Origin of the sequence: Chryseobacterium sp. Marseille-Q3244 (assembly GCF_940807095.1) — a bacterium.
Lineage (GTDB): Bacteria > Bacteroidota > Bacteroidia > Flavobacteriales > Weeksellaceae > Chryseobacterium.
Genome location: NZ_CALNWX010000001.1, coordinates 419,632 through 431,628 on the forward strand (window position 1 = coordinate 419,632; position 11,997 = coordinate 431,628).

Consider the following 11,997-nt stretch of genomic DNA (forward strand, 5'->3'; position numbering starts at 1 on the left):
TCATTTTCTGTGAAGATTTTCCGACTTATAGTACTGATCCTGCATATAGGAATCCTATGTCTATTGCTGGGTTCTCTATTGAATGCCTATATCCCGCCTAAAATATTTCCGTGGTTTAATTTGCTGTCTTTAGGATTTCCTGTTCTTATTATCCTGTATATTATATTAACCGTATTTTGGGTATTCAGCTGGAAAAAAAGAGCTTTTGTATTCATGTTGGTAGGGTTAGTATTTATTAATCCTGTCAAGCGATGGGTCAATTTTTCCTCGGAGAAGAAAGAAAGTGCTGATCCTATAAAGATTGTATCTTTTAATATAAAAGCAGGGTTGATGGGCAGGGAAGAGGTTTTAAATTATCTCAAAGCTCAAGATGCGGATGTTATTCTCTTGCAGGAAGATGGAGGAATGGAATATCCAACCCTTAAAGGCTATAATAGAACCAAATCTAATGGAATTTTAACCATTCTGACGAAGCATCATTTATCCAGCGAAAAATTAATTTTTTCTGAAGATGAAAGTATGAACTTACAAAGCGGTCTTCAGGCAGATATTGAAATAAAAGGTAAAACGTATAGATTTGTAGACGTTTATCTTTATCCGTTTCAGTTTGAAAAAAAGATGGTTAAACTTGATGGAAATTCCGAAGACAATGAGCAGAAAGTAAAGGGCGTTGTAAGAAAACTTATTCCGACCTTTAAAAAACATCAGGATCAGGTAAGAAAAATTAGTGAAACGATAGAAAACTCACCATATCCGGTTATCGTTGCAGGAGACTTCAACTCTGTTCCTAATTCTTATGAGTACTATCACTTATCAGACGGTCTTGAAGATGCATTTATGACAGCAGGAAAGGGGAGCGCAACCAGCTTTCATGATTATAAATTTCCGATCCGGATAGATTATGTTTTTTACTCAAAATCGTTGACGGCTATTTCCTATGTTGTTGACCGTTCTGTCAGTATTTCAGATCATTATCCAGTAGTTGCGAGGATTTCTTTAAACGACAAATAATCATAAAAATAGTTAAAATTTGGCTTCTTGGTAGGGTTTTTGCTTAAAAAAACGGGTACCAAGAATGTTTTTTCATGAAGTCGAATCAGATATTACTATTTATACATATCGCTATTGCTGTTTTACTGCTGTGCACATTGGGGAATGCATGGGTTCCGCCTAATATTTTAGGGAACCTTAATTTACTTTCTCTTGGTTTTCCCTATCTGATATCTGCGCATATCCTTCTTACTTTGGTATGGATTTTCAAAAAAAATAAAATTGCTATCGCTTTTGCACTGGGAACATTACTTTTTTACAACCCGATCAGAAGATGGGTGAATTTTGTTCCTAAATCGGATAAAGAAAAGACAATAAGAGATATCAAAGTTCTTACTTTTAATGTAAAATATGGTGATTACGGATGGGATAAGGTGAAAAACTATATTAAAGAGCAAGATCCGGACATTATTTTGGTACAGGAAAAAGACACTAATCGTGCTTTAAGACAAGATCTCGTAAAATACCCTTCTGTAATCCTAAAAACAAAGCATAAAATTCTAAGACAGGCAGAGATCATAGAAGATAATTCAAGAGGAAATTCGTTCTATGCAGATGTAGACATCAATGGGAAAATCATCAGAATTGTAAATGTTTATCTGGAACCTTTCAGACTTCAGAAAACAATGTTTACAAAGCTTGATGCCATGGGAATTGGAAATGTATCTAATCTTCTTTCTCATATGATTCCTACTTTTCAGGCCCATGAAGATCAGATTAAAAAGATCAGAAAAGCTATTGACTTTTCTCCTTATCCGGTAATTTTAGCCGGTGATTTTAATTCGGTCCCGAATTCTTATGAATATTATAGCCTGGGAAAAGATCTTCAGGATGCTTTTTTAACAGCAGGAAAGGGAAGTGCTTCCAGTTTTCATGATTATAAGATTCCTTTAAGAATTGATTATATTTTCAGTTCAAAATCCATCATTCCACTAAGCTATAAAGTAGATCAGTCTGTGAAATTATCGGATCACTATCCTGTAATTGCAGAATTTCTGCTAAATTAGTTCCATGAAAAATTTATTGTCTGCCATTTTCATTTTTGTACTCCTTTTGACGGCTTGTTCAAAGAAAGAATCTCCGGGCTTTGGAGCTGAACAGGATTTGAAAATTCATTATGATACAATGGCTGTTGATTCTTTCTCCAATGGGGCTGTTACGGTAGATATTGCCCGTAAGATTAAAATGTCTTCGCCTCAGTATCTGGACTCTGTAAAGCAGGCTAAAAAAGCGCTGGCAGACGAACAAAAACTGAAAACGGAGCTGGAGAAAGAAAACAAAAAGAAAGAAGAGGAAGAAAAGAAAAAAGCAGATGCTGAAAAGCAGAAAAAAACTGCTGAAACTCCTCCTTCTACTAATACCAAAACAGAATAAATTCAAAAACATCTTTAAAAATATATAATATGAAAAAGCAAATTCTTGCAGCAATTGCAATCTCAGTATTCACAGTTGCCTGCACAAAATCAACATCAAAGACAGAACAGGTAGAAAATGCAGATGGATCTGTTACTACCACTACTACAACGGTTTCTGAAACATCTCCTCATATGGTTGATTCGGCAAAAGTTAGTGAAGCTAAGGAAAAAGTTGATGCCAAATTAGATCAGGCTGGAGATAAGATTGATAATGCCGCTCAAAAAGCTAAAGATAAAATTGATGCTACTGCGGATAAGACAAAACAAGATCTTAATAAAGCAGGACAGGATATCAAAAATGAGGCTAATAAAGTTGGAAAAGATATCAAAGCCGGAGCACAAGACGCCGGAAAAGATGCAAAAGACGCTGCCAGAAAAGGAGCTGCGAAAGTAGAAGACGCCGCTAAAAAATTAAAAGAAGATTTAAGCAAATAAAAAGAAACCCGTCATTGAATTCAATGGCGGGTTTTATTTTTTATTTAATTGAAGGTCAGGAAATTCCTTACACTTATCTATTTAATTCCAGTAAGGGGTCAATGTATTCTCTGTCGTTACTCAACCTTGGAACCTTATTTTGTCCACCAAGTTTTCCTCTAGATTCTAGCCAATGATAGAATAGGTTGTCCTTGGCAATATGAACGATAGGTCTTCTAAGCGTCATATTATTGTATCTTTTCGCTTCATAATCCGAATTGATTTTCTTCAGATGTTGGTCAAAAGCATCAATGAAGCTATCAAGGTTATCAGGATATTGGCTGAATTCAAAGATCCATTCATGAGCACCTCCTTCATTTTCTTTCATAAAAACCGGAGCCCCTGTAAAATCTGTAATTTGAGCGCCGGTTAGCTCACAGGCTCTGGATAAGGCAGATTCTACATTGGTAATCATTAGTTCTTCTCCAAAAGCATTGATATAATGCTTCGTTCTTCCTGTTATTTTTATTCTGAAAGGATTAATAGAAGTAAATACAACGGTATCTCCAATCAGGTATCTCCAAAGTCCACCGTTGGTAGTGATCACCATGGCATAGTTTTTTCCGATTTCCACATCTTCCAGGCTTACGACTTTTGGATTTGAAAAATGAAACTGATCCATAGGAATAAATTCATAGAATATACCATAATCAAGCATCAGAAGCATTTCATCACTATTGGATCTGTCCTGTATCCCGAAGAACCCTTCCGAAGCATTGTATATTTCGTAGTAATTGATGTTTTTTCCGATGATCTTACGGTATTGTTCCCTGTAGGGCTTAAAACTGATTCCGCCGTGAAAAAACACCTCTAAATTAGGCCATAGCTCTGAAATATTATCTACATTAGTCTCGTTCAATACCCTTTGTAAAAGAACCAACATCCAGCTGGGTACGCCAAGGATACTTCCTACATCTTCGTTTTTTACCTCAGAGGTGATAGCCCTAAGCTTGCTTTCCCATTCGCCCATCAAAGAAACCTTCTTGCTTGGAGTAGTTGTAATTTCTACCCAAAACGGAAGATTATCAATTAAAATTGCTGATAAGTCGCCAAATTTTGTATTAAAATCTGCGTATAACTCAGAACTTCCGCCTAAGCGTAAATTTTTATAATTAAAAAGCTGGTTTTCCGGATGATTGTTGGCGTAAATGGAAACCATGTCTTTTCCTGCCTTCATATGGCAGTATTCAAGGCTTTCTGCAGAAATAGGAATGAATTTGCTTTTAGCATTCGTTGTTCCTGAAGATTTAGCAAAATGTTTAATCAGCCCTGGCCAACTTACGTCTTTTTGTCCCTGTCTTGCTTTTTCAATATAAGGCTCCATTTCTTCATACGTAACAATAGGAACTTTATTTTTAAAGTCCTGATAACTTGAGATAGAATTAAACCCGTACTGCTTACCATATTCTGTATCTTCCGCATGAAACAGCTGGGAAAATAATATACCCTTCTGAGTTTCAATGGGATGATCCATGAAATTTTGTATCTGGTCTATCCTCTGACGGATGAACCAGTTGACTACAGTATTAAAAAGTGCTTTGGTTGCCATTCCAACAAATATAATGATATTTGAATGTTTAGAGAATTTTTTGTGAAGTTAAATAAAAAAACCGCTACAAAATTTGTAACGGTTTAGTATCTAGTTTATTGCTTATTAGCAATACTCATCATAAGCAGCCTGAAGGTTAGCAGCAATTGCTCCTGCAGGATTTCCTTCAATGTGGTGTCTTTCCAGCATATGAACTAATTCTCCATCTTTGAAAAGTGCAACACACGGAGAGCTTGGCGGGAATGGAGCAAGATGTTTTCTTGCTTCTGCTACAGCCTCAGTATCAAAACCTGCAAATACAGTAGTTAAATGATCTGGTTTTTTATCTCCTGTTAAAGAATACACAACTCCTGGTCTTGCAGCACCTGCAGCACATCCACATACGGAATTGATAACTAATAATGTTGTTCCGGATTGCTTTAAAGCATCTTCTACCTGAGCAGGTGTTGTTAAATCCTGGAAACCTTTATCTGTAAGTTCAGCCTTCATAGGCATTACTAAATCTGTTGGATACATATATTTTGTTTTTTTATCAGTGCAAAGTTAAACAATTCTTTACGTTTGTTCAATATATAATAACTATGAATGGATTAGGTATATAAAATTAACTGAATATTAATAATATAACAATATTCATAAAAATGTGAATTAAAATTAGGAATAATGAAATATTATTATTAAATTTGAAATGATTCTGAAAAACAAACGACCATGAAAAAAACATTTAGGCTTTCCCTCAAGCAATCAATCACTTAATACTGTCTGAAATATGATCGTATCTAAACTCTTTTTTAAAGTTTTTTGAATCAAAAAGACGAATAGACTTTAATATCCAAAAAATGAAGCCCGAGACTCAACAGTCCCGGGCTTCTTAATCAAATCGATATGCAAAGGTTGTATATCCTTAGTTATGGAATGAGATACGCGTTTGTGAGATTCGAAATCGCTCCGAACCCCAGAACTCGATCACATTATGAAAGGAGCTTTTTAACCATCTCGGAAATACTTTTTCCATCTGATTTTCCAGCTAATGCTTTGGAAGCAGCTCCCATTACCTTCCCTAAATCTTTAATAGACTCAGCTCCGGTTTCTGAAATTATGTTTTTAATTTCTGTTTCTAATTCTTCTGCAGAAAGCTGTTTCGGTAAAAACTTCTCAATGATTTTCATCTGAGCTTCTTCCACTTCAGCAAGGTCCTGTCTTCCCTGAGCAGAAAACTGCTCAAAAGAGTCTTTACGCTGCTTAATCATTCTCTGAAGAATAGCAATTTCCTGTTCTGCGGAAACTTCAGCCCCTCTGGCTTCTGTTTGTAAAAGAAGAATTTGAGATTTTACAGCACGAAGGGAATCCAGAGCAACTCTGTCTTTCTCTCTCATAGCTGTTTTTATTGCTTCGCTTATTGTATTTTCTAAACTCATAATTATAATTTGAAAATCTGAAAATGAAACAATTTGAAAATTATTATTTTGCTGCAATGGGGTTATCGTTCCCACAGAATAATTTTCAAATTCTCAAATTATATCATTTTCAAATTAATTTAGTCTACGTCTTTATTTAAAAACCTGTTTTCTCTGATCTGCATAGAACCATTGTTGTCAGACATATACGTGTTGATATTTTGGTCTGAAGCATTAGTTCCGTCAATAGAGATATTTTTTCTCTTGAAAGCAGGAATAGATTCGAATTCACTCGTGCTGTCAAAGCTTTGATAACGGGAATTGAATTCTTTTAATTTATTTCTTCTTTCAATTATCTTGTCCTGGTCGATCGTTTTGTTCACGAAAGTGAATTCTGATTCTTCTGTTTTCGGAGCTTCAACTTCTGTTTTGCTTTCAAAAGCAGGCTTTGTTTCAACTTTTGGTTCTTCTTTTTGATAGAAGGTTTCAATTTTCTGAGCAGGTTCTGCTACAGCACTTGCCGGAGCATTAAACTCTGCTTTAGGCTGTCCGTAATCTGTCTTAGGTTCATTCCTGATAGGCTCATTAACGAAGAAATTGAATTCAACCGGTTTCTCTTGTGAAGAATTGTTGTTGAATACATTACCAGACTGAGGGTCTTCTTTTTTATTATCAAAATCAAATGAGAAAGACTGAATTTCCAAATCGTTTGGATCTTCCTCTTCTTCAATAGAAAGTAGGCTATATTCCTCCTGCTCATCTTCATTTCTCCATCCTTGTTCAGGAGTGTTAACTGTACTTTCTTCTTTATCAAAGAATTTTATTTCTGTTCTGATTTCCTCTTCCTCAATAATCATTTTTTTTTCGGTAGAAGTCACATTGAATGGAGTATCATGGTCCTCATCATCCAACCTGAAAAGGCTTTTTCCGCCGAAATCATGCGTTATTTCAGGAGCAGACTCTCTTTCTTCTCTTGTTTTAAAAGGAGAAGATTTTGGGGACTCTAAATTATCGTTAAGACTGATTCTGATCTTTTCTGTAGGACCTGAAAATTTCTTATTATCATTAGAGAATCCTGTAGCGATAACAAGTACACTTACTGCATCTCCTAATTCTTCATCAGCACCCACCCCGAAAATAATATCTGCGGTATTTCCAGCTTCTTTCTGGATGTGGTCCATAATGATACCGATCTCGTCCATCGTAACTTCTTCAGCACCACTTCTGATCAACAATAGTACATTTTTGGCACCTGTAATCTTGTTATCATTCAATAACGGAGAATCCAATGCTTTTCTTACGGCTTCTTCAGCCTTATTTTCACCTGAAGCAGTACCTGTAGACATTAGCGCTGTACCAGAGTTCTGAAGGACAGATTTAGCATCTCTAAAGTCAATGTTTACATCAAAGTACCCTGTAATAACTTCTGCCATTCCTTTAGCGGCATTGGCTAACACTTCATCGGCCTTAGAGAATCCTTGTTTGAATCCAAGGTTTCCAAATTGCTGTCTCAGTTTATCGTTGTTGATGACAATTAATGAATCAACATTATTTTTTAATTTATCAAGTCCGTTTTCAGCTTGTTCCAATCTTCTTTTTCCTTCGAAACTGAAAGGGACGGTAACAATACCTACGGTTAGGATTCCCATGTCTTTTGCTACTTTAGCAATGACAGGAGCTGCTCCGGTACCTGTACCACCACCCATTCCGGCAGTGATGAACACCATTTTCGTGTTCTGACCCATAGCGGCTTTGATATCTTCAATACTTTCAATAGCAGATTTTTCTCCTACTTCAGGATCTGCACCAGCTCCAAGACCTTCCGTGATGGAAGTTCCCAATTGAACTTTATTGGCAACAGGGTTATTATCCAGGGTTTGGGCATCTGTATTACAGATCACGAAATCAACCCCGTGGATCCCTTTTTCGTACATGTGTTTTAGTGCGTTGTTTCCTCCGCCTCCTACACCGATTACTTTTATGATGGATGAATTTCCCTTTGGTAGGTCAAATGAAAATCCTTGTGTACCTATATTTTCCATAACTATACTTTTAATAATTATAATTGATAATTGACTGATGATAATTGATAAGGAAAAGATCGTTTATCGCTTATCATTCATCATTTATAATTTACTCTACTTCTTCAAAGAATTTTTTTACTTTTTCCATAAGCGACTGCCCGAAGGTCAACTTCGCTTTTCTGTTTTCCTGCTTTTCATCGGCAACCAATTGTTCCTGAACAGGAGCTGCAGCCTGTTGAACGGGTTGAACAGTTTCTGTCTGTACAGGAGCTGCTTCAGGCTTAGTTTGCTCTTTTACAACCTCCTCTATATCGTCAATAGTTTGCTTTTTATCTCTGATCTTCAAACTTTCCATCAGCAACCCAATAGACGTAGCAAATTCAGGGCCTTTCAGGTACTGATTTTTATCGTTGGCGATATATTCATTCGCAAAACCGATTCTGCTGTCAAAACCTGTGGTATAGTTGGCCAGTTGTCTAAGGTGCTTAAGGTTTGATCCACCACCTGTCAGAACAATTCCGGCAATCAGCTTTTTCTTTTGTTCAAAGGCTCCGTAGGCTTTTAACTCGGTATTTACCATTTCCAAAACTTCTTCTACTCTTGCATTGATGATTTGAGCAAGGGTTTTTAAAGAGATTTCCTTATCTGGTCGCCCATGAAGTCCGGGAATTGTTACAAAAGTACTGTCTTTTTCTAATTCGGGAACAGCCGAACCGAATTTTACTTTCAATTGTTCAGCATGTTTTTCAATAATGGAGCAACCTTCTTTGATATCTTCCGTAATAATTCCACCTCCGTAAGGGATTACGCAGGTATGGCGGATGATATTGTCTTTGAAGATCGCAATATCTGTAGTTCCTCCTCCGATGTCTACAATAGCGACTCCGGCTTCTTTCTCTTCTTTGGTAAGAACAGCTTCAGAAGAGGCTAATGGTTCTAAAGTAAGGGCTTCCATTTCTAGTCCGGCTTCGCGAACGCATCTTGCAATATTTCTGATGCTTCCCATTTGCCCGACAACAACGTGGAAGTTAGCTTCTAAACGTTTTCCGTGCATTCCGACAGGTTCCTGAATTTCCCCTTCGGAATCCACTTTATATTCTTGTGGAAGGACATGGATAATTTCTTCTCCAGGAAGCATAACCAGTTTCTTGACCTGATCTTTTAATGCTTCAATATCATCATCTGTGATGAATTTATCCGGATGTTCACGCATAATATAATCGGAGTGCTGCAGAGAACGAATGTGTTTTCCTGCAATACCTACCGTAACTTTGCGGATAGGAACCCCGGCACTGGATTGTGCCTCGGATACTGCAGCCTTGATTGAATTAATTGTCTGTGAAATATTATTCACAATACCTTTATGAACACCAAGACTTTTAGCTTTTCCTACACCGAGAACTTCTATTTTCCCGTGTGCATTCCTTCTTCCGACAATCGCGACTATCTTTGTTGTCCCGATGTCCAGACCTACTGAATACTCTTGATTTTCCATTTTTATATCGATTTGATTTTTTTCTACTTTTTCCATGGCAGGATCAGGTCCTGCTTTGTGTTAATAGTCCTTTAGGACCTTTTTTATTCTATTTTCACCTTTGGTTTCGGCTTTGGCTTGGACTGTGCCGGGGCCGTTGTTTTTTTCTCTGTTTTCTTTGCCTGTATTTTAGGTTTTGTACTCTCTTTCGGTTTTGCCGGGGGTGAGCTTGTTTTTTTTACTTCTGCAATCTTTGGCTTTACCTCTGCTTTTTTAGCAGCGGCAGTGAGTGCAGGAGCTTTTGCCATTTCTAATCTACCCGCCTTCAGGATACTGTCGTTTTCCTTGAAGTGAGGATTGAGAGTGGTCACAATCTGGTTTTGATACTTTACAGAGACCATACTGTATTTTTGCGGATCCTGATAGACCAGGTATTTTTCCACAAAGGTTTTAAATCCTTTTACTTTAAAATCAATATTATCGAGATCTCCAATTTCCACTCTGTAGTTTCCTTCGCTGGTCAGGAGGTTATAGCTGTCCTTGCTTTTTGAAATTCCAATAAAATATTTCTTACTAAAATCATCGTTATCAATTTTTCCAACCAGTTCTGCCAGTTTTTCATATTCATCCGGCTGTACATTTCCTGTTACAAGCATACAAGGATGGGAATAGGTTCTTGAAATAGGAAATTCAATTCCTTTTTCGTCTACATAAAAGTCTTTTCCATCTTTATTAAGCCTGAATACCGGAACCCTCTGTTTGATATCAAGGTTCAATTTTCCGTTTAGGTTTAGATAAACATTGGCACTATCCACTGCGGGAAGTGCATTGATCTTTTTTTCCAAAGCCGGAATATTCAGATCTCCTACTTTTCCTGATGGATTCTCTTTTTTTACAATTTCCCTGATATCTTTTTCATCAACAAAGTAAACAGGAGTTTTTTCATTCATTTTTACAGAAATCTTATTATCCGTAATCTTTTGGCCACCGAATCTCTTCAACGAGAAACTCAGTAACAATCCAAGGATGATTACCGTGATAACAATTTTTAATATTCTGTACTTATTTTTCATACATTTTCTGTATTCATGTATTTATGTAAAATGTATTCATGAATACGTAAATACATTATTACTTTTTACAATTTATTTATCCATTCACAGATTGGGTCGTACAGGGTATCTATATTCCCGGCTCCTACGGTGAGAAGGATGTCAAATTCTTTTTCTTTTATTTTTTCAAAAGCATCAGATAAAGTTGATACTTCTTTTTTGTCTAATGTTACTTTGTCCAACAACCAGCTTGAAGTAATTCCTTCAAAATTCTCCTGAAGTTCTCTTGCCGGATAAATGTCCAATAAGATCAATTCGTCTGCCTTACTCAGACTTTCTGCAAATCCGTCTGCAAAATCTCTTGTTCTGCTAAACAGGTGCGGCTGGAAGGCTACCAATAATTTTTTATTGGGGTAAAATGTTTTAATAGAGCTCATTACCGCATTGATTTCTGTAGGGTGGTGAGCATAATCATCAATATAAATTTTACCGTTTTCGTAAAAATGCTTGGTATATCTTCTTTTAATTCCTTTAAAATTGGCAATTGCTTTTTTCAGCGTATCAAAATCTACGCCCAAATTATGCAAAATTGCCAATGCTACTGTAGCATTTTCCACATTATGGATTCCCGGGATTTCCCAAACAAAATCTTTTATTGTTTCTGTTGGAGTATGGAAGTCAAAATAAATCTTATCATGATCCATTCTCAGGTTATCCGAATAGTAATCAGCTTTTTCGTTTACAGCGTAAGTCTGATGGGCTCTTCCGATTTCAATTCCTTTTCTTACAAATAGTTGTTTATCTTCAGGAACTAGGGCTGCAAATTGTCTGAAGCCTTCTTCAATATGGCTTTTATCTCCATAAATATCCAGGTGGTCTGCATCAGTTGAAGTCACTACTGCCCAATCCGGAGAGAGGTTCAGGAAGCTTCTGTCATATTCATCTGCCTCCACCACTGAATAGGTGGAACCGTTGTATAGAAAGTTTGACTTAAAGTTCTCAGAAATTCCTCCTAAAAAGCATGAGAACGGTAAGTTTGCTTCTTTGCATAGGTGAGAAACCAGGGTAGAGGTAGTGGTCTTCCCGTGGGTTCCAGCTACTGCGATGCAGTCTGTATTTTCCGTAATTAAGCCTAAAACTTTTGCACGTTTCAACACTTCAAACTGACTTTGATTGAAATGATCTAAGATTCCAAGCGTTTTAATGGCAGGAGTATAGATTACCAATGTATCTTCTTTATGAAGGGATGTAATTCTTTTGTCTATAAGATCTTCAAAAACAATATCAATCCCTTCTTTCATCAGATTTTGGGTAAGCTTGGTGTTGGTTTTATCGTAACCCAATACTTTTTTACCGGACGCATGGAAGTAACGTGCTAAAGCACTCATTCCGATACCTCCGATTCCAACGAAGTAAAAGTTTTGATATGTTTCTAAGTTCTTCATTATTTATTAAAAATTTTCATTTGTCATTGGCTGTGCCGAATCTGTGATTTCCGAGGACCAAGAAATCTCAATAATTGAGATTCTTCACTTCACTACGTTTCGTTCAGAATGACAAAC

General features: G+C 36.6%; 11 protein-coding genes. 4 read left to right on the forward strand and 7 right to left on the reverse strand.

The genetic code is table 11. The annotated features are described in order from the left end of the window. Positions 1-9: 9 nt before the first annotated feature. The 4 genes from NBX25_RS01940 (at position 10) to NBX25_RS01955 (ending at position 2,900) form a co-directional block, all read left to right on the forward strand. Positions 10-1,011 carry an endonuclease/exonuclease/phosphatase family protein gene (locus NBX25_RS01940; protein ID WP_164464425.1) on the forward strand — a complete coding sequence of 334 codons (1,002 nt, stop codon included), beginning with the start codon at positions 10-12 and terminating at the stop codon, positions 1,009-1,011. A 74-nt stretch (positions 1,012-1,085) separates the two neighbouring features. Next, complete coding sequence (locus tag NBX25_RS01945; protein WP_123858334.1) at positions 1,086-2,057, forward strand: endonuclease/exonuclease/phosphatase family protein; 972 nt, start codon at positions 1,086-1,088, stop codon at positions 2,055-2,057. A gap of 4 nt (positions 2,058-2,061) precedes the next feature. Next, the gene (locus NBX25_RS01950) at positions 2,062-2,424 is read left to right on the forward strand and encodes a hypothetical protein (protein ID WP_123909594.1); all 363 of its coding nucleotides are present in this window, start codon (positions 2,062-2,064) and stop codon (positions 2,422-2,424) included. Positions 2,425-2,453: 29 nt separating this feature from the next. Then, positions 2,454-2,900 (forward strand): hypothetical protein, encoded by a 447-nt coding sequence (locus NBX25_RS01955; protein ID WP_123909595.1) that lies wholly within the window; start codon positions 2,454-2,456, stop codon positions 2,898-2,900. A gap of 73 nt (positions 2,901-2,973) precedes the next feature. Here the strand turns inward: NBX25_RS01955 and NBX25_RS01960 are convergent, their stop codons facing one another. From NBX25_RS01960 to murC, 7 genes are all read right to left on the reverse strand, one after another. Further along, positions 2,974-4,488, reverse strand: coding sequence for a GH3 auxin-responsive promoter family protein (locus NBX25_RS01960; protein WP_250252620.1), 1,515 nt, complete (start codon positions 4,486-4,488; stop codon positions 2,974-2,976). 105 nt (positions 4,489-4,593) lie between these two features. After that, the gene (locus NBX25_RS01965; RefSeq protein WP_123909597.1) at positions 4,594-5,004 is read right to left on the reverse strand and encodes a BrxA/BrxB family bacilliredoxin; all 411 of its coding nucleotides are present in this window, start codon (positions 5,002-5,004) and stop codon (positions 4,594-4,596) included. Positions 5,005-5,459: 455 nt separating this feature from the next. Further along, complete coding sequence (locus NBX25_RS01970) at positions 5,460-5,906, reverse strand: GatB/YqeY domain-containing protein (RefSeq protein WP_250252622.1); 447 nt, start codon at positions 5,904-5,906, stop codon at positions 5,460-5,462. Positions 5,907-6,025: 119 nt separating this feature from the next. Further along, a complete protein-coding gene (gene ftsZ / locus NBX25_RS01975) occupies positions 6,026-7,927 on the reverse strand; it encodes a cell division protein FtsZ (protein WP_250252624.1) in 1,902 nt (633 codons plus the stop codon). A gap of 91 nt (positions 7,928-8,018) precedes the next feature. After that, on the reverse strand, positions 8,019-9,404 hold the full coding sequence (gene ftsA, locus NBX25_RS01980) for a cell division protein FtsA (protein ID WP_250252626.1): 1,386 nt from the start codon (positions 9,402-9,404) through the stop codon (positions 8,019-8,021). 83 nt (positions 9,405-9,487) lie between these two features. Continuing rightward, positions 9,488-10,456, reverse strand: coding sequence for a cell division protein FtsQ/DivIB (locus tag NBX25_RS01985; RefSeq protein ID WP_123909601.1), 969 nt, complete (start codon positions 10,454-10,456; stop codon positions 9,488-9,490). A gap of 65 nt (positions 10,457-10,521) precedes the next feature. Continuing rightward, positions 10,522-11,880 carry a UDP-N-acetylmuramate--L-alanine ligase gene (murC, locus tag NBX25_RS01990; RefSeq protein ID WP_123909602.1) on the reverse strand — a complete coding sequence of 453 codons (1,359 nt, stop codon included), beginning with the start codon at positions 11,878-11,880 and terminating at the stop codon, positions 10,522-10,524. Positions 11,881-11,997 lie beyond the last annotated feature (117 nt).

What these genes read in the sequence shown, in the direction of transcription:
- murC (WP_123909602.1), bottom strand. Translation starts at nt 11,880, where the DNA reads ATGAAGAACTTAGAAACATATCAAAACTTTTACTTCGTTGGAATCGGA.
- ftsA (WP_250252626.1), bottom strand. Translation starts at nt 9,404, where the DNA reads ATGGAAAATCAAGAGTATTCAGTAGGTCTGGACATCGGGACAACAAAG.
- NBX25_RS01955 (WP_123909595.1), top strand. Translation starts at nt 2,454, where the DNA reads ATGAAAAAGCAAATTCTTGCAGCAATTGCAATCTCAGTATTCACAGTT.
- NBX25_RS01945 (WP_123858334.1), top strand. Translation starts at nt 1,086, where the DNA reads ATGAAGTCGAATCAGATATTACTATTTATACATATCGCTATTGCTGTT.
- NBX25_RS01960 (WP_250252620.1), bottom strand. Translation starts at nt 4,488, where the DNA reads ATGGCAACCAAAGCACTTTTTAATACTGTAGTCAACTGGTTCATCCGT.
- NBX25_RS01965 (WP_123909597.1), bottom strand. Translation starts at nt 5,004, where the DNA reads ATGTATCCAACAGATTTAGTAATGCCTATGAAGGCTGAACTTACAGAT.
- NBX25_RS01985 (WP_123909601.1), bottom strand. Translation starts at nt 10,456, where the DNA reads ATGAAAAATAAGTACAGAATATTAAAAATTGTTATCACGGTAATCATC.
- ftsZ (WP_250252624.1), bottom strand. Translation starts at nt 7,927, where the DNA reads ATGGAAAATATAGGTACACAAGGATTTTCATTTGACCTACCAAAGGGA.
- NBX25_RS01970 (WP_250252622.1), bottom strand. Translation starts at nt 5,906, where the DNA reads ATGAGTTTAGAAAATACAATAAGCGAAGCAATAAAAACAGCTATGAGA.
- NBX25_RS01950 (WP_123909594.1), top strand. Translation starts at nt 2,062, where the DNA reads ATGAAAAATTTATTGTCTGCCATTTTCATTTTTGTACTCCTTTTGACG.